Consider the following 18,298-nt stretch of genomic DNA (forward strand, 5'->3'; position numbering starts at 1 on the left):
TTTTCGGCTACGCTTCGGGGCAGCGAGGCAGCGCATTCGCGCCCCGTCTTTCGACGTCCCGAATTCGGTACAACAACGCAACGAGGTTGCCATGAGCAGCGATCAGATCATTCACGTCAGCGACGCCACGTTCGAACACGATGTGCTCCAGTCCGAAACGCCCGTCCTGGTCGATTACTGGGCCGAATGGTGCGGTCCGTGCAAGCTGATCGCCCCCGTGCTCGACGACGTCGCGGGCGAATACGCCGGCCGACTCAAGGTGGCGAAGGTCAACATCGACCAGAATTCCGGTGTCCCGACGAAATACAACGTGCGAGGCATCCCGACGCTGATGCTGTTCAAGGGCGGCGCGGTCGAGGCGACGAAAGTGGGTGCGATGTCGAAGTCGCAACTCACCGCGTTCATCGACAGCCATCTGTAGACATCGGCCGCGCCGGCTGCCGGCGAGGGGATTGGCCAAAAGCCTATGCCCCTGTTACTATTCGCGGTTTTGCGGCAGCCCGAGTGCCGAAGAACAGAGAACGAAGGGTCTCCCCATGAAAGCCGAAGTCCATCCGACGTATTCCGAGATCGCGGTCACCTGCAGCTGCGGCAACAGCTTCAAGACGCGCTCGACGCTCGCCAAGGACCTGCAGGTCGAGGTCTGCGCTGCCTGCCATCCGTTCTACACCGGCAAGCAGAAGATCCTCGACACGGCTGGCCGCGTCGAGAAGTTCCGCCAGAAGTACGCCAGGAAAGCGGCCTGACGAGGAACGGGACGGTGCGGCCGCATGCGCTGCGCATCGAGCAGATGGATCGGGCGGCGTCGCCCGTCCACCTCCCCTGGACTTTGTAGTCGATACCCGCGTCGGCCCCGCAGGCCTGGCGCGAACAACCGTCCGACGAGGCGCACGCCCCCCCTTCCGGAACGGGGTTTGGCATCCAGGACCGGCCTCCGGTCATGGCCCGGATACCGAATGGTCCTGAATGGTCCCTGATCATCGCCTGTACGCTGCACCGGGCGCCCGGTCCGCGGAGCCGTACGACCGGCGCCATGTGCTGTTCACGATCGCCCTGTGCGCGGTCTGGATCTTCACCGGCCTGTTTCCGCACGATCCCTGGAAACCCGACGAAGCGTACACGTTCGGCCTGGTGCTGCACATCCTGCAGACCGGGGACTGGGTGGTACCCACGCTGGCCGGCGAGCCGTTCATGGAGAAGCCACCGGCCTTCTTCGTCACGGCGGCCGCATTTGCATCCCTCTTTGGCGGCGTGCTCGAAGTGCACGACGCAGCCCGCCTCGCCACGGCCTTCTACCTGTCGATCGTGCTCTTCTTCATCGCGCTTTCGGCACGGGAACTCTACGGCCGCGAGCATGGCTGGGTCGCGCCCCTCGCCCTGATCGGTTGCGTCGGACTGCTGATCCGCGCACACCAGATGATCACCGATACCGCTCTGCTCGCCGGTTTTGCGATCGGTCTGTACGGACTGTGCCTGAGCGCCCGTCGGCCGGTGCTGGCCGGCATCGCCCTGGGGACCGGTGCCGGACTCGGCTTCATGGCCAAGGGGCTGCTCGCCCCGGCCTTGCTGGGGCTTTGCGCACTGCTGCTGCCCGTCGCGTTCTCGACCTGGCGCAGGCGCGGATACCTTCTCGTGCTGCTGGCCGCAGGCCTGGCGATCCTGCCATGGATGACGGTCTGGCCGGCCGCGCTGCACGCCCGCTCGCCCGACCTCTTCGACGAATGGTTCCTGACGAACGATTTCGGCCGCTTTCTCGGGCTGAACGACCTCGGACCGGAATCGGCGCCAGGCGAGTACTTCGTGATGCTGCTCTGGTACGCCTGGCCAGCGCTGCCGCTGGCAGCATGGGTACTCTGGCAGCGGGGGCGCGAGGCGTTCGTGACGCCGCAACTGCAACTTCCGGTGCTGCTGTTCGGCGTGACGTTCGTAACGCTGTCATTGTCGGCCGACGCGCGCGAGCTCTACGCCATGCCGATGCTGCTGCCGCTGTCGCTGCTGGCAGCCGCTTCCATCGACGCCCTCAAGCGGAGCGCGGCGAACTTCCTCGACTGGTTCGGCATCATGACCTTCGGTCTGCTGGCCATCGTGCTGTGGACGGTCTATATCGCGCTGATGACCGGATGGCCGACACCACTCGCGGCCCGCCTGTCCGAGCTCCACCCCGGCTTCGACGCCCGATTCGACCCGCTCACGCTCGTCGTCGGCGCGACGGCGACGCTGCTCTGGATCGGGCTGGTCTGGCGCATCGGGCGTTCGAACCGTCGCGCGATCATCAACTGGGCATCCGGTATCACGCTGTTCTGGGTGCTCACCAACCTGTTCCTCCTCGCGTTCATCGACTACGGCAAGACCTACCGCGGGATGATCGAGGCGGTGAAGGTGCACCTGCCCGCCGAGGGCTGCGTGGCCAGCCAGGCCTTGGGCGAGAGCCAGCGCGCGCTGTTCGACTACTTCGCGGGCGTGAAGACGCAGCGCATCGAGCGCACGCCGTCCGCTGCGCAGGCATGCAACGTCTTGCTCTGGCAGGGATGGGCGGGAGACGCCGATTCACGTGGCGAGCCCTGGGTGAAGGTCTGGGAAGGCGCACGACCGGGCGATCGCAGGGAACTTTACCGAATCTACCGGCGCGATCCTGCGCCAGTCGCTGCAAACTGAATCCGCTCGACACGCCGGCAGTGACCAGGCGGGCGCGCGGATCAGCCCACCGAGCTCCTGCGCATCGATCCGCCACCTTCAGCCTCGCCACCGACGGTACCACTGTTGATCCGCTCCGACAGTGCTGCAGGTGCTGGCAGGCCGAGCGATTCGTACAGCCGGGTGACATGCAGTCTGAACAGCGAATCGAAGCTCGCGATCGTCTGCTGCGGGTTGTAATCGCCGAACCACCAGAACCAGTCGGACCCTTCGCAGATCGACAGCCGCCGGGTCGCCTCGCTCCGCTGCGTATCCGGCAACGTTCCGGCGACCCGCAGGTACGCGGCTCGAGCATCCACCAGGAGGTCCCAGGCGCGATTCTTCTCCGGCGCGCCGACCCAGGTGGCGAAGTCTCCGTAGACCCAGCTGCCGGCGCAGAGTGCCGGCAGCGGCGCGGCAGGAACGTCGCGCGCGATCAATGCCTCGAACGTCGTCGGCCGGATCACCGGATGCGACGACAGCCGACGGTAGAGTTCGTCGAGGAAGTAGTGTCCGTTGTAGGGAAAGTGCTCCCAGGCATTCTCGCCGTCGAGCATCACGCTGACCACCGGCGGTTCATCCCCTGCCCAGCTGGCGGCAATCGCCTCCAGTTCCTGCACGAACTGAGCGGCTGCCTCGCCGCTGTGGCGGCGCGAATAGTCGAACCCGATCAGGTCTGACAGCCGATCGTCGCGGAAGAACAGCTGCATTCCGGGTGCATTGGACATCCGGTAGGGTCGGTACAGGACCGCAGCACGGTCGGGTACCTCGCCCCCCCCGATCCGCAGGCTGTTCATCAGGACCGCCTCGCCGCTGGCAGCCCAGCGGCTGCCGCGCGCCGCGAGCGCGTCGACGACGCTGCACGACAGTGCGCCTTCCGCCGGCCAGGTCCCGGTGGGAGGCGTACCGAAGCGTGCCTCGTGCTCGATGAATGCGCGATCGACATGCGCCGCGACCCGCTCCGCGCCGCCAGGATAGGCCACCGACCGCGGCAGTGCAGCCCGCGGCTGCGCCTGGCGGGCAGCGCCGAAATCGAACATCAGCGGTGCCAGCGGGTGGCAATCCGGGGTGGTGGACAGCTCGACCTGTCCGCGTTCGGCGAGCGCCTTCCAGCGCGGCAGCACCCGCTCGAGTTCGCGGCCGACCAGGGACAGCAGCGCGCGCCGCTCGCCGGGGCCGTAGCCAGCCCCCTGGGCGAAGAGCCGGCGAAGCAACGGCTGCTCCTGGCGCAGCGTCTCGCCAGTCCAGGCAAGGTGGTACCAGGTGACCAGATCGGTCAGGTAGCTGCCGGACAGATAGTCGGTAAGGTCGACGCCATCGGATGTACAGCGACGGTGCAGCTCGGCCAGCCGTGCATAGCCGGCGAACGGTTCGATCATCGTTCGCGGGTTGGCGCGGAAGCAGAGGTCCAGCACCTGCGCCCGATCGCGCGCGCAGAGCTGCGCAGGATCCTCGATCGCCAGCGCACGCAGCAGCGGATCGCGGAACTCGCCACTGGCGAACTGGGCAAGGTAGTCGTCGACCTGCCGCGTCAGCACCGGTACGAAATTGACCACGGCGCGCATCGCCGGGTGCCGCTCGAAGTGGGCGGCCATGTCGCTGTAATCCTTCAGCGCATGCAGGTACACCCAGGGCAGCAGGAACTCGCCGGTGGCCGCGTCGCGGTAGTCCGGCTGGTGCATGTGCCAGAACAGCACGAGGTCGAGACGCTGGACCATCTGCCGCTCAGCGCCCGCGGCGCTGCGGCTGACCGAGCATCTCGGCGGTGACCAGCGTCACCCCGCCTTCGGAAACGTAGAAGCGCCGGCGGTCTTCGGCAGCGTCGAAGCCGATCGCCATGCCCTCGGGGATGCGGGCGCCCTCGTCGACGATCACGCGGCGCAGCTTCGCATGCCGCCCGACATCGACGCCCGAGAGCAGCACCGAGTGCTCGACCGACGAATAGGAATGCGCATGCACGCTGGAGTAGAGCAGCGATCCGCGCACCAGCGAGCCGCTGATGATGCAACCGCCCGAAATCAACGAATCAACGGCCATGCCGCGCCGATCGTCCTCGTCGAACACGAACTTGGCCGGTGGCAACTGCTCCTGGTTGGTCCAGATCGGCCATCGGCTGTCGTAAAGGTTGAGCGCGGGCGTGACGCGCGTCAGTTCGAGGTTCGCTTCCCAGAACGCATCGATCGTGCCGACGTCCCGCCAGTAGGGCAACTCGCCCGGCGCGCGCACGCAACTGTCGGCAAAGCGGTGCGCGAACACGCGATAGCGCGGCACCAGATGCGGCAGGATGTCGTTGCCGAAGTCGTGAGTCGACTTCGGCTCGTCGGCATCGCGGACCACCTGCTCGTACAGGAAGGCCGCGTTGAACACGTACACGCCCATGCTGGCGAGCGCGTGCTCGGGATCGCCGGGGATCGACGGCGGATCGTCGGGCTTCTCGAGGAATTCGGTGACCCGGTCGTTCTCGTCGACATGCATCACACCGAACCCGCGGGCCTCGAGGCGCGGCACCTCGACGCAGGCAACGGTGAGGTCGGCCTGCCGGCTCACGTGCCAGGCGAGCAGCTTGCCGTAGTCCATCTTGTAGATGTGGTCGCCGGCCAGCACGACGACATGCTCGGGCGCATGTTCGCGCAGTATGTCCAGGTTCTGGAAGATCGCGTCGGCCGTACCGCGATACCAGGCCTCTTCCACCCGCTGCTGTGCCGGCAGCAGTTGCACGAACTCGTCGAAGCGGCCGTCGAGAAAGCTCCAGCCACGCTGGATGTGCTGGATCAGGCTGTGCGACTTGTACTGGGTGGCGATGCCGATGCGCCGCACACCGGAGTTCACGCAGTTCGACAGCGCGAAGTCGATGATCTTGAACTTGCCGCCGAACGCGAGCCCGGGCTTCGCGCGCCAGTCGGTGAGCTGCTTCAGCCGCGAGCCCCGCCCGCCGGCGAGGATCAGTGCGAACGCATTCTTCGTGAGCTGGCTCACGAAACGGGGGGTAGAAGCTCCCTCAGCAAGCGCGATCGCAGCTGCGGCCCGTTCTCTGTTTTCTGGGGTGACCATCATGGTGGAGGGCCCGGAACAGTCCTGTATGCTAGGCGCGACCATGAGACACGACCTGCCGACGCAAGTCAACGGAATGTTGGATTCGCCGGACCGGGCTCCGGTTCCGACCTTTCCGGCCTGCGACAACCCGCAGCACGACCCCGGGGGCGCGTTCGAGCGCCTGCTGCAAGGCAGGCTGCATGATCCGTTCAGCCTGCTCGGCCTGCATCCTGACGGCAAGAAGTGGGTGGTCCGCGTCTACGAACCACGGGCACGCGAGGTGCGGCTGCTGCCTGCGCAGGCGAGCGGCACGGCGGGGGACGCAGGCGAACTGCTAGCCTGCCACGACAGACGCGGCCTGTTCGAGTGGCACGGCAGCACCGCCCCGGCGTGGCCGTACCGGCTGCGCGCAGCCTTCGACGACGGCACGCAGCGCGAGTGGTGCGATCCGTATTCGTTCGCCGCACAGATCTCCGATGACGAGTTGTACCTGTTCAACGAAGGACGGCTGACCCAGGCGTGGCGGACGCTCGGCTGCGTGCCGGCGCCTGCCGGCGCCGTTCCCGGCTATCGATTTTCGGTGTGGGCACCCAACGCGGAGCGGGTCAGTCTGGTCGGGGAATGGAACCATTGGGACGGCATGGTGCATCCGATGCGTCCGCGCGGTGCCTCCGGCGTCTGGGAGCTGTTCATGCCAGACCTGCCGGCGGGCATGCTGTACCGCTTCGAGATCCGCAACCGCGACACCGGCGCGGTGTTCACCCGCAGCGATCCGTACGGGCGCGCCTGCGAAGTCAGACCCGGCAACGCCAGCGTCACGCCGGCGCGCGGCAACCACGAATGGCGCGACGGCACCTGGATGAAACAGCGGGCAGATACGCCGTGGCTGGAACGTCCGATGAATGTCTACGAGGTACACGCCGGATCCTGGCGACGCCATCCCGACGGCCGCTTCTACGGCTACCGCGAACTGGCCGAGACGCTGCTGCCGTACGTGTGCGACCTCGGCTACACGCACATCGAATTCCTGCCGCTGACCGAGCACCCGCTCGACGAATCCTGGGGCTACCAGAGCGTCGGCTATTTCGCGCCGACGAGTCGCTTCGGCAGTGCGGACGACCTGAAGTACCTGATCGATTGCTGCCATCGCGCCGGCATCGGCGTGATCCTCGACTGGGTGCCCGGGCATTTCCCCAGCGACCCCTACGCGCTCGCCCGCTTCGACGGCACCGCACTGTACGAGCACGACGACCCGCGCCTCGGGCTGCACCCCGACTGGGGTACCTGCGTCTTCAACTTCGAGCGCAACGAAGTGCGCAGCTTCCTGCTCTCCTCGGCTGCGTGGTGGCTCGCAGAGTTCCACTTCGACGCGCTGCGAGTGGACGCGGTGGCCTCGATGCTCTACCTCGACTATTCGCGCGAGCCCGGCCAGTGGCTGCCCAACCGCTTCGGTGGCCGCGAGAACCTCGGCGCGATCGACTTCCTGCGCGAACTCAACGCGATGGTGCACGGGCAGTTCCCCGGTGCACTGACCATCGCGGAGGAATCCACCTCCTGGCCCATGGTTTCGCGCCCGACCTGGCTCGGCGGGCTCGGGTTCTCGATGAAGTGGAACATGGGCTGGATGCACGACGTGCTGTCGTACATGCGCCTCGATCCGGTCCACCGGCGCTACCACCACGACCGGCTCACCTTCGGACAACTGTACGCGTACAGCGAAAACTTCCTGCTGCCGCTGTCGCACGACGAGGTAGTGCACGGCAAGCGATCGCTGCTGGACCGGATGCCCGGTGACGACTGGCAGCGCTTTGCCGGCCTGCGCCTGCTGCTCGCGCTACAGTCCACCACCCCGGGGCGCAAGCTGTCCTTCATGGGTAACGAGTTCGGGCAGGGCCGCGAATGGAACTCCCAGCGCGAGCTCGACTGGCCGTTGCTCTCGCTGCACTGGCACCAGGGCGTCCATTCGCTGGTGCGCGACCTGAATCGGCTCTACCGCGATGAACCGGCCTTGCACCAGCTCGATTTCGAATCCGCCGGCTTCGAGTGGATCGACTGCAACGATGCGGAGCAGTCGGTGCTGACATTCATCCGCCGCGCCCGCAACGGCCGTCATGCAGTGGTCGCGCTCAACTTCACCCCCGTGCCGCGCCTCGCGCACCGGCTCGGCGTGCCGCAGGCGGGGCGCTACCGGGAGATACTCAATACCGACGCGTCGCTCTATGGCGGCAGCAACCTGGGCAACGCGGGCTTTGTCGATGCGTCGACCGAACCATGGTCGGGCCAGCCTGCATCGATGTGGCTGAAACTGCCGCCGCTGGCGGCGCTGGTCCTGGTGCCCGAGGTACAGCCGGGCGGCGACCTTCCCGCCGGCGGCGGCACCCGCTGAACGACGGGGCAACGATGTCCGATTCCATACGCAGGTTCATGTTCGAAGGTGCGCCGATTCGCGGCGAGATCGTTCAGCTCGACGCGACATGGCGCGCGGTGCTCGAGCGCCACGAATACCCGCCGCTGCTGCAGACGCTGCTCGGCGAAATGATGGCGGCGAGCGCGCTGCTGTCCGCGACACTCAAGTTCGACGGCGCGATGCTGTTGCAGGTGCAGGGTAGCGGGCCACTGCGTCTGCTGGTGGTCGAATGCACGAGCGCCGGCACGTTGCGGGCCACCGCGAAGTGGGATGCGCTGCCAGAGCAGGCCGGCTTTGCAGACCTGCTGCGCGATGCGCGCTGTGCGATCACGCTGATACAGCCGGACGGCTCCCAGAGCTACCAGGGCGTGGTCGAGGTCGTCGGCGACAACGTGGCAGAGATGCTGATGCACTACATGAGGCACTCCGAACAGATAGAGACCACGCTCACCGTCGCGGCAGACGGCATGCGGGTCGGCGGCCTGCTGCTGCAGCGGCTGCCCGAGTCGGCCGACGACGATGCCGACCGCTGGGACCGCGTCTGCATGCTGGCCGGTACGGTCGAAGCCGCGGAGCTGCTCGGCCTCGCGCCCCTGGATGTCGTACGCCGGCTGTTCCATGAAGAGGACGTCCGCCTGTTCGAGCCCCAGCCACTCGCCTTCCGATGCGCCTGCTCGAAGGCACGCGTCGAATCGATGCTCACCATGCTCGGGCCGGAGGAGGTCGAGTCGGTGCTCGCCGAGCAGGGGCGCATCGAGGTGACCTGCGAGTTCTGCAATCGAGCGTACCGCTTCGATCCGGTCGATGCGGCACAGCTCTTCGTCGGCGGCACCCGGTCACCTGGCAGCCGCACCCGCCACTGAATCGGGTGGCAAGCCAAAGCCGGCGCTGCCCGTCAGTACGGGCCGGTACCGGGTAACGCGGACGCTTCCATCGCCGCGAGGTCGCGCTCCCTCTCGACCAGACGTACCCGGTGCAGGACATCGGTCACCCAGACCAGACCATCACCCGCCTGGCCAGTGAACCCATGTTCGGCGATCAGCCGCATGATCGGATCGACCATCTCGTCGGGACAGACCATCTCGATACGCATCTTGCTGGAGAATTCGGTCAGCGCCTCCTTGGGATTGCGCGGATTCTGACCGGACGGAAATCGACTGCAACCCTCGACCTTGCCGACGCTCATGCCGGGGAAGCCGGGCAGCTTGCGCAATGCGTCGCTCACCCGGTCGAGCCGCGCCGGCCTCACGATTGCCTTTATCTCCTTCATCGCCTCTCCTCTCCGGAAGCATGCCATGCACAGGCCCGGCGCCGTCATCGGCCCGGGCAGCCCTCGCGGTCACGCCTCGATCGGCTTCTCGTCGAACCACTTGAACAGGGCAGGAACCACAACCAGCGTGAGCAACGTCGAGGTGACCAGGCCGGAGATCACCACCACCGCCAGCGGACGGGTGACTTCAGAACCAGGGCCGGTGGCGAACAGCATCGGGATCAATCCGAGCATCGCCACCGAAGCAGTCATCAGCACCGGCCGCAGGCGCGCCTTGCAGCCCTCGACCACGGCCTCGCGAACGTCCAGCCCTTCGCCGCGCAGGTGACGGATGTACTCGACCAGCACCACCGCGTTCAGGGTCGCGATCCCCCATAGCGTGATGAAGCCGACCGATGCCGGCACCGACAGGAACTCGCCCGACAGCAGCAGGCCGAAGATGCCACCCAGCGACGCAAACGGCAGCACGAGGATGATCAGTGCTGCGCAGCGCAAGGACTTGAACAGGATGAAGAGCAGGAAGAAGATGGTCGCGACCGTGATCGGCACGATCACCGACAACCGGCCCAGCGCCCGCTCCATGTTCTCGAACTGGCCGCCCCATTCCAGCGTGTAACCGTCCGGCAAGTCGACTTTTTCCGCGATGCGCGTCTGGGCCTCGGCTACGTAGCCGCCCAGGTCGCGACCGGCCACGTTGGACCCGATCACGATCCGGCGGCGCCCCGATTCGCGCGCGATCACCGGTGCGCTGTCGACCACCGTGATCGTCGCCAGGCTCTTGAGCGGCACCATCGCACCATTGGGCGAAGTGAACAGGATATTGCCGATCGCCTCGATGCTGTCGCGGTAGGGCTCCGGATAACGCACCACGGCTGCGAAGCGGCGTTCCCCTTCGAACACCTCGGTAGCCTGGCGGCCGGCGATCGCCGTCTCTATCACGTCGTGCACGTCGGACACGTTGATGCCGTAGCGCGCGATCGCCGTGCGATCGATGTCGATGGTCAGGTAAGGCTGGCCGCTCACCCTGTCCAGCCGAAGGTCGCGGGTGCCCTCGATGCCGTTGAGCACGCGCGCGATCTCCTCGCTCTTCTGACGCAGCACGGCGAGGTCCTCGCCGAACAGCTTGATCGCAACCTGCGAGCGCACGCCGGTGACCATTTCGTCGACCCGCTCCTGGATCGGCTGGCTCATCACCAATTGCACGCCGGGCAGCACGGACAGGACTTCGCGGATCCGGCGCTCGATGTCGGACTGTCGCTTGAAACCCTCCGGGCGCTCGTCGGGCGACAGCAGACTCACCACCGGGCCCGATTCGTTCATCCCGGCGGGGTCGGCCGGGCTCTCGCCCCGGCCAAGGGTGGACACCGCCATCTTCACGCCCGGCACCTGCGACACCAGCTTCATCGCCTCGAACTCGGTACGCAGCGACTCCTCCAGGGATACCGAGGGTACGCGGATGATCTGCGGCGTGACCGCGCCCTCCTGCATCACCGGGACGAAGGCCGTGCCGAGGAACGGGAACGCCGCGCCGGCAGCGGCGAGCAGTCCGATCGCGATCGCGACCACCGACTTTTCGTGCGCGACCGACCAGTCGAGCAGGCGCAGGTAGCCGGGCTTGATCATCCGGATCACGAGCGTGTCGTGGTCGGCACCACCCTTCAGCATGTACGACGCGAGGATGGGCGTGAGCGTGAGCGACAGTACGAGGGAGATCGCCAGCGCGATGCCGATCACCTGCGCCAGCGGGCCGAACATCTTGCCCTCCATGTCGGTCAGGGTCAGCAGCGGCATGAACACGACGATGATGATGCCTACGCCGAACACCACCGGAACGCCCACCTCGCCTGCGGCGCGCAGCACGATACGCAGCCGGTTCTCGCCGGAGTCGCGCGCCTCGCCCAGCCGCTTGAACGTGTTCTCGACCACCACGACCGAACCGTCGACCATCAGGCCGATCGCGATCACCAGCCCGCCGAGCGACATCAGGTTCGCCGAGATGCCGTACTGGTTCATCACCATGAAGGTGAACAGCGGCGTCAGCAGCAGCGTCGCCACGACGATCAGGCTGGACCGGATGTCGCCGAGAAAAACCATGAGGATGATCACCACGAACACGATCGCCTCGAGCAGCACCTTGACGATCGTGTAGAGGGCCGAATCGACGAGTTCGGTGCGGTCGTAGAACGGGACGATCTTCAGGCCTCCGGGCAGCAGGTCCTGTTCGTTGATCTGGTCCACCCGCTGCTTGACCCGGCTGACGACATCGCGCGCATTGCCGCCACGGATCATCATGACGATGCCGGCCACCGCCTCGGTATCGCCGTTCTTGACCGCCGCGCCCACCCTGACCTCCTCGCCCAGGGTGATCGTGGCCACGCTGCGCAGGAATACCGGCGTTCCGCCGATTTCCTTGATCACGATGTTGCCGATGTCCTCCAGCGTGCGCACCAGACCGACACCGCGGATCAGGTACTGTTCGGCGCCGCGCGGCAGTATCCCGCCGCCGCTGTTCGCATTGTTGCGTTCCAGTGCCGTGTAGATCTCGGCCAGGCGCACGTTGAAGCCGCGCATGCGTTGCGGATCGGCGAGCACCTGGTACTGCCGTACATAGCCCCCGTGGGAATTGACCTCGGCCACGCCGGAGATGCCGCGCAGCATCGGACGTACCACCCAGTCCTGCACGATGCGCCGCTCGGTGAGTTCTGCGCGCGTGAGTGCGCGCCGGCCATCGTCGGCCCGCTCCAGCGTGTACTGATAGACCTGCCCCAGGCCGGTGGACACCGGCCCGAGCACCGGCACCGTGTCGCCCGGCAGCCTCGCCTGCACCTCGATCAGGCGCTCGAGCACCAGCTGGCGCGCGAAATACACGTCGGTCGCGTCGCTGAACACCAGCGTCACCAGCGACAGCCCCGCGCGATTGAGCGAACGCATCTCGCGCAGTCCGGGAAGGCCGGTCAGCGCGATCTCGATCGGCACGGTGACGAACCGTTCGACCTCCTCGGGCGAGCGGCCAGGGGCCTCGGTCGCCACCTGCACCTGGATGGTCGTGACATCGGGGAAGGCGTCGAGCGACAGCTTCTGCACCGAGCGCGCGCCGAAAAGGCCAAGCACGACGAAGATCACCAGCAGCACGAGCCGCTGCCGCAGGCTCGCACGAACGATCGCTTCGATCATTGGCGGTTGCGCTCGTTGTTGAGGTGAAAGGCACCATCGACGACCACGGACTCTCCTTCGGTCAGCCCGCCGAGTACCGGCCGCAGGCCGTTGTTACTCTCCGGGCCGAGGTTGACCGGGCGCAGGTGAAAAAGGCCGGGCTTTGCCTGCACGAATACATGGTCACGGTTTCCGTCGCGTACCACCGCCGCGGCTGGCACTGCCAGCGCCCGCCGCAACGGCTCGCGGATCGCCATCGATGCGAGCATCGACGGCTTGATCGACCGATCCGCGTTGGCCAGCACGGTACGCACGGTGATCGTGCGCGTCTCCGGATTGACCGTGTTGCCGACGAACGTCACCTTGCCCTCGAGTCTGCGGTCGCGCAGCGCCGGAATGACCACCTCGACCGGATCGCCTACGCGAACGCCGTAAGCCTGCTCCTCCGGCACCTCGCTCACCACCCAGACCTGGGACAGGTCAGCGATCGTGAACAATTGATCGGCCGGCTGCACCACCTGGCCGACCGTCACGCGCCGCTCGATGACGGTGCCGGAGAGCTTGGACGCGATCGAGATCACCGGGCTGATCGCGCGTGTGTTCTCGAGCCGCTCGATGGCCTGTCCACTCATGCCGAGGATCAGCAGGTTGCCACGCGCGGTACGCAGCTCCGCTTCCGCGGAAAACTGCTCGTTCTCACGGCGCTGCAGCTCGGCCGAGCCGATCACGTCCGCATTGACCAGCAGGCGCGCCCTTTCCACCGCGCGCTGCACGAGTTCCAGGTCAAGCCCGGCCTTCAGGAAGTTGCGCTGGGCAGAGGCGAGTTCCGCGCTGTCGAGCGTCGCGAGCGTCTGGCCCACGCGCACGTCGAGGCCGAGCGAGCCCGGTGCATCCGTGATCCGGCCGGTCACCGATGAGCCGATGCGGGCCACGCGGTCTTCGTCGACCTGCACGCTGCCGGCCACCCGGAAGTACTCCTGGATCTCGGCGCGCGATGCGGGGACCACCTGCAGCCGCTTCAACAGTTCCGCATCGACCTTCACGTGCATCGGGTCGCGCGTGGCCGCAGTGACCGGGGCCGGCTTCGCGGCCTCGCGCCCGCAGGCGGCCAGCATCGAAAGCGCGACGCAGGCCAGCACGGCTCCTGTTCGCAGGCGTCGTTCCGGACAGATGCTCATTTGATTCCTCCGAGCACGTCGACGCCCACCAGGCGCTCGACTTCGATCAGCGCGTAGCGCGCCTCGTACAGCGCATTGATGTATTCCTGGCGCACGCCACGCAGCGTCCGCTGTGCGTCGAGGTAGTCGATGATCCCGCGCTCACCGAAACGGTAGGCGGCCTCGGCCACGCGCACTGTCTGTTCGGCCTGGCGGATCAGCCCGCTCTCGAAGGCGTCGACCTGCTGCCGCGCGATCGAGTAGCCGGCAATCGCATAGTCGATCTCGCCAAGCAGTTGCTGCCGGCGCGACGCGAACTGCGCATCGGCGAATGAGGCGTCGGCCTGCGCTTCCAGGATCTGCCCCTGGCGCTGGTTGAACAGCGGCAACGGCACCGAAAGCCCGAGGCGCCAACGGGTCTGGTCCGGCTCGGTGTCGTGGCCGACCAGCATCCGGACCTGTGGTCTGCGCAGGCCCTGCTCCAGTTCAACCCTGGCGCGAGCCCGCCGCTGTTCCGCCTCCAGTTGCCCGAGCTCCGGACTGCTGCGCAGAGCCTGGTCGCGGATCTCCACGAGCGACGGCACGGCGGTGAGCGAGGGCAGCGCGCCCTCGATACGCGGCAGTTCGCCCGGCGGCATGCCGATCAGCGAAGCCAGCGCGCCCCGCGCCTGCTCCACCCTGACGATTGAAGAATCACGGTTGCGCCGGGCGTTCAGCAGCTCGGTGTCGGCACGGATCAGATCAAGGCGCGGCGCCTCGCCCAGTTGCACCCGAAGGTTCACCCGCTCACGGATCTGCTGCAGCGCGAGGAGTTCCTCTTCGGCGATCCGCAGTTGCTCCTGTCGCTGCAGCACCTGGTAGAAGTGGACGCGTACCCGGGCATACAGCGAGCGCCGCAAGGTGCGGACGGCGGCCTCCGCGCCATCGCTGCCGAGATCGGCCAGCCTGGCGCGGACCGCACGCAGTCCGGCATAGTCGAGCGGCTGCCCGAAGTTGATCGCCAGTGCATGTCCGTCCGGCCCACCGATGCTGCGCGGTCGGACCGGACCTGCGATCACCTCGATGTCGGGGTTCGGCAACTGGCGCGCGGTGACGGACGCAGCCCGTGCGGCATCCTGACGTGCGATCACCGCCTGCAGCGAGGCATTGCTGCGTTCCGCCATCCCCAGCGCGTCGACCAGGGTCAACGGGGGCGCGCCGGCGATGCAAGTACCCGACAGCACCACGGCCAGCATGCCCACAAACGCCCTGGCGCCGCGCTTCAGGCACGAACCTGCTCGACGATGCACGAACGATGTTCCTTTCTGATGACGATATGGTCAGGTTAGCCGCCGGGTACATCCATTGCAATCGAAAGCTGGTTGTCATCGGCGCGGCGTCTGCGCTCCGTGCGTGAACCTGCCTCACCGCCCGCCGTCAGCCAAGAAAGCCTGCAGCAAGGTAGCAGGTGCATCATCCCGTCGATCAACTGACACTACCCAGGGAGAGGTGCTGCGTGAAGATCCTGATCGTTGAAGACGATGCTACGCTGGCAGACGGACTGACACGCATCCTCACCGAGTCCGAACTGAGGGTCGAACATGTGGTGACCGGCGAGGCCGCCGAAGCTGCCCTCCTGCGCGAGCGCTACGATCTCATCGTACTGGACATCGGCCTGCCTGGCATCGACGGCTTCGAAGTCCTGCGCCGGCTGCGCAAGCGGCCCGAGTACGTGCCGGTGCTCGTGCTGTCCGCACGAGACGCAATCGAGGATCGCGTCCACGGGCTGGACCTGGGTGCCGACGACTACCTGCCCAAGCCGTTCGCGCTGCCGGAACTCGAAGCGCGGGTGCGCGCGCTGCTGCGCCGGGGCCAGGCGAACAAGAATCCGCAATTGCGCAACGGGCCGCTGCTGCTCGATACCGTGGCGCGACGGGCGACCCTCAGCGGCCAGGCCATCGACCTGACCAGCCGCGAATGGAGCGTGCTCGAGAATCTGATGCTGCGTGCCGGCCAGGTCGTGTCCAAGGAAAACCTGATGCAGGCCTTGTCGAACTGGGACAAGGAACTGTCGATGAATGCCATCGAGGTCTACATGTCCCGTCTGCGCGCGAAAGTGGAAGCAGGCGGCGTGCGCATCCGGACGGTAAGGGGGTTCGGCTATCTGCTCGAAGAGCAGAATGAGCCCGGCTGACCGGTCGGAACCGGAGACCAGGCCGCGCGAAGTCGGCAACGCCGCACGCCCCGATACGGCACATCCCGCGCGGTCGCCGGAGGGTGTCGCGGGCCTGCGCGGGCAAAGCCTGCGTCAGCAACTGCTGATCTGGCTGGCGATCCCGCTCGCACTGCTGCTGGTCGCCGGGACACTGTTCTCGTACTGGGTTGCGCTGCGCTCCGCTACGATAACCTATGACCGGGCACTCCTCGACCCGGCCCTGGCGCTGGCCGAGCATGTCGACAGCGAGAGCGGAAACACCGTGCTCGACCTGCCGAAAGTGGCGCAGGACGTGCTGCGCATCGACAGCTACGACCGGATCTACTTCTCGGTCTCGCGCTTGAACGGCGAACTGCTGGCCGGCCAGCCCGAACTGCCGCCACCGCCGCCGGTGGTACCGGTCGGGCACCGTACGTTCTACGACGGCACGGTCAACGCGGAGCGAGTGCGAATCGCCGCACTGTACGTACCGCAGCCGAACGGCCCGGTCGTCATCCAGGTCGCCGAGACGATGGTCAAGCGCAACCGCCTCACGCGCGAGATACTGATCGGCGAGACGATCCCGGACCTGATGGTGGCAACCATGGCGATGGTTCTGGTCTGGTTCGGCATACTGCGCAGCCTCGCGCCGCTCGAGCGGTTGCGCTCGGAAATCGCCCAGCGCTCTGCGCGCGATCTGCGGCCACTGGACGGGAGCTACGCGCCCACCGAGGTACGGCCACTGGTCGCCACCCTGAACGACCTCCTCGGCGACCTGCGCGACGCGCTCGACGCCCAGCAGCGCTTTACCGCCAACGCCGCGCACCAGTTGCGTACGCCGCTGGCGGGGCTGCAGACCCAGGTCGAGCTCGCGCTGCGGCAACCGGCGCCGGAACCGATGCTGCGCAGCCTGCACCAGTTGCGCAGCGCGACGGTGCGCGCCGCGCACCTCGCCAACCAGTTGCTGGCCCTGTCTCGAGCCGAACCCGGCGGGCACCGACCGGACGCGCTACGCGCCCTGGACCTGCGTTCGGTCGCCCAGGATGCGGCGTCCCTCTGGGTGCCGCGCGCGCTCGCGAAGGATCTCGATCTCGGCTTCGAACTGGAGGCGGCCCCGATCGTCGGCGACGCGCGGCTGCTGCGCGACCTGCTCGACAACCTGATCGAGAACGCGATCCGCTATACGCCAGCAGGTGGCTCGATCACCGTACGCACGGCAGTAGAGTCCGACAACGCCGTGCTGAGCGTGGTCGACGATGGTCCGGGGATACCGTCAGGACAGCGTGAACAGGTGTTCCAACGCTTCTACCGGGCTCCCGGTACGATCGGAGACGGGAGCGGCCTGGGGCTCGCGATCGTACAAGAGATCGCCAACGTGCACGCTGCCCGCGTGACGATCGACGATGGTCCGGCCGGCCGGGGTACGCTGATCCGGGCATCTTTCGCGAAGGCACCGCCGGGATCCGTCCCGGCGGCGAGACGCACGCTCGACCTGGTCAGCCCAGTTCCGCGGTGAGTTCCGGCACGGCCTGGAACAGGTCGGCGACCAATCCGTAATCTGCGACCTGGAAGATCGGCGCCTCGGCGTCCTTGTTGATCGCGACGATCACCTTGCTGTCCTTCATGCCGGCGAGGTGCTGGATCGCCCCCGAGATGCCGACAGCCACGTACAGTTCCGGCGCGACCACCTTGCCGGTCTGTCCGACCTGGTAGTCGTTGGGGACGAAACCGGCATCGACCGCAGCCCGCGAGGCACCGACCGCTGCGCCGAGTTTGTCGGCCAGCGCTTCCAGCAGCTTGAAGTTCTCGCCGTTGCCCATGCCGCGCCCGCCCGACACGATGATGCGTGCCGCTGCCAGTTCCGGCCGCTCGCTCTTCGTGAGGTTGCGGCCGGTGACCGTCGACTGTCCGGTATCGGCGACGGCGGCGACCGCCTCGACCGGCGCACTGCCACCGGTGGCGGCTGGCTCGAACGCCGTCGGGCGGACGGTGAGGACCTTGATCGCATCCTTCGACTGCACCGTTGCCAGTGCATTGCCGGCATAGATCGGGCGCACGAAAGTATCGGGCGACACCACCGCGGAGATCTCGGAAATCTGCGCGACGTCCAGGCGCGCGGCAACGCGCGGCATGAAGTTCTTGCCGAAGTTGGTCGCCGGCGCCATTACATGGCCGTAGTGCCCGGCTACCGACAGCACGAGTGCCGCGATGTTTTCCGCCGTCGGTTTTCCGTAATGCGGCGCGTCGGCGACAAGCACCCGCGATACGCCGGCGACCTTGGCCGCCTCGGCCGCGACCGCCGCGCTGCCGTCGCCTGCGACCAGCACCGTCACGTCGGCCCCGATCTGCGTGGCCGCTGTGATCGTATTCAGCGTGCCTGACTTCAGCACGCCCTCATCGTGTTCTGCAACGACCAGGATAGCCATGTCTCG

At 66.9% G+C, this 18,298-nt stretch carries 14 protein-coding genes; 7 read left to right on the forward strand and 7 right to left on the reverse strand.

Annotation, left to right across the window (positions count from 1 at the left end; all coding sequences use genetic code 11):
- The first annotated feature begins 91 nt into the window (after nt 1-91).
- The 3 genes from trxA to ING98_10265 all read left to right on the forward strand — a co-directional run bounded on the left by trxA (nt 92) and on the right by ING98_10265 (nt 2,655).
- Nucleotides 92-421 carry a thioredoxin TrxA gene (trxA, locus tag ING98_10255; GenBank protein MCA3102247.1) on the forward strand — a complete coding sequence of 110 codons (330 nt, stop codon included), beginning with the start codon at nt 92-94 and terminating at the stop codon, nt 419-421.
- Nucleotides 422-536: 115 nt separating this feature from the next.
- Nucleotides 537-746, forward strand: a complete 210-nt coding sequence (rpmE, locus tag ING98_10260; GenBank protein MCA3102248.1) for a 50S ribosomal protein L31 — start codon at nt 537-539, stop codon at nt 744-746.
- 220 nt (nt 747-966) lie between these two features.
- A complete protein-coding gene (locus tag ING98_10265; GenBank protein MCA3102249.1) occupies nt 967-2,655 on the forward strand; it encodes a glycosyltransferase family 39 protein in 1,689 nt (562 codons plus the stop codon).
- A 41-nt stretch (nt 2,656-2,696) separates the two neighbouring features.
- Here ING98_10265 and ING98_10270 read toward each other — a convergent pair whose 3' ends face one another.
- Both ING98_10270 and glgC read right to left on the reverse strand, forming a co-directional pair.
- Nucleotides 2,697-4,355, reverse strand: coding sequence for a glycoside hydrolase (locus ING98_10270; GenBank protein MCA3102250.1), 1,659 nt, complete (start codon nt 4,353-4,355; stop codon nt 2,697-2,699).
- Between the two features lie 43 nt (nt 4,356-4,398).
- On the reverse strand, nt 4,399-5,724 hold the full coding sequence (gene glgC / locus ING98_10275; GenBank protein MCA3102251.1) for a glucose-1-phosphate adenylyltransferase: 1,326 nt from the start codon (nt 5,722-5,724) through the stop codon (nt 4,399-4,401).
- Nucleotides 5,725-5,800: 76 nt separating this feature from the next.
- Here glgC and glgB point away from each other — a divergent pair, with 76 nt between their 5' ends.
- Entirely contained in the window at nt 5,801-8,092 is a 2,292-nt protein-coding gene (gene glgB / locus ING98_10280) for a 1,4-alpha-glucan branching protein GlgB (protein MCA3102252.1), read from the forward strand.
- A 14-nt stretch (nt 8,093-8,106) separates the two neighbouring features.
- On the forward strand, nt 8,107-8,976 hold the full coding sequence (gene hslO, locus ING98_10285) for an Hsp33 family molecular chaperone HslO (GenBank protein MCA3102253.1): 870 nt from the start codon (nt 8,107-8,109) through the stop codon (nt 8,974-8,976).
- 32 nt (nt 8,977-9,008) lie between these two features.
- Here hslO and ING98_10290 read toward each other — a convergent pair whose 3' ends face one another.
- The 4 genes from ING98_10290 to ING98_10305 all read right to left on the reverse strand — a co-directional run bounded on the left by ING98_10290 (nt 9,009) and on the right by ING98_10305 (nt 14,982).
- On the reverse strand, nt 9,009-9,383 hold the full coding sequence (locus ING98_10290; GenBank protein ID MCA3102254.1) for a P-II family nitrogen regulator: 375 nt from the start codon (nt 9,381-9,383) through the stop codon (nt 9,009-9,011).
- Between the two features lie 69 nt (nt 9,384-9,452).
- On the reverse strand, nt 9,453-12,557 hold the full coding sequence (locus ING98_10295; protein MCA3102255.1) for an efflux RND transporter permease subunit: 3,105 nt from the start codon (nt 12,555-12,557) through the stop codon (nt 9,453-9,455).
- Complete coding sequence (locus ING98_10300) at nt 12,554-13,714, reverse strand: efflux RND transporter periplasmic adaptor subunit (protein MCA3102256.1); 1,161 nt, start codon at nt 13,712-13,714, stop codon at nt 12,554-12,556. Before ING98_10300 ends, ING98_10295 begins: the two co-directional genes overlap by 4 nt.
- Entirely contained in the window at nt 13,711-14,982 is a 1,272-nt protein-coding gene (locus ING98_10305; GenBank protein ID MCA3102257.1) for a TolC family protein, read from the reverse strand. Before ING98_10305 ends, ING98_10300 begins: the two co-directional genes overlap by 4 nt.
- A 206-nt stretch (nt 14,983-15,188) precedes the next feature.
- Here ING98_10305 and ING98_10310 point away from each other — a divergent pair, with 206 nt between their 5' ends.
- Both ING98_10310 and ING98_10315 read left to right on the forward strand, forming a co-directional pair.
- The gene (locus ING98_10310; GenBank protein ID MCA3102258.1) at nt 15,189-15,866 is read left to right on the forward strand and encodes a response regulator; all 678 of its coding nucleotides are present in this window, start codon (nt 15,189-15,191) and stop codon (nt 15,864-15,866) included.
- A complete protein-coding gene (locus ING98_10315) occupies nt 15,853-17,382 on the forward strand; it encodes a sensor histidine kinase N-terminal domain-containing protein (protein ID MCA3102259.1) in 1,530 nt (509 codons plus the stop codon). Before ING98_10310 ends, ING98_10315 begins: the two co-directional genes overlap by 14 nt.
- Here the strand turns inward: ING98_10315 and ING98_10320 are convergent.
- The gene (locus ING98_10320) at nt 17,363-18,292 is read right to left on the reverse strand and encodes an electron transfer flavoprotein subunit alpha/FixB family protein (protein ID MCA3102260.1); all 930 of its coding nucleotides are present in this window, start codon (nt 18,290-18,292) and stop codon (nt 17,363-17,365) included. The two genes, ING98_10315 and ING98_10320, sit on opposite strands and share 20 nt — an antisense overlap.
- Nucleotides 18,293-18,298: the final 6 nt, after the last annotated feature.

The organism is Rhodocyclaceae bacterium (genome assembly GCA_020248265.1).
GTDB lineage: Bacteria > Pseudomonadota > Gammaproteobacteria > Burkholderiales > CAIKXV01 > CAIKXV01.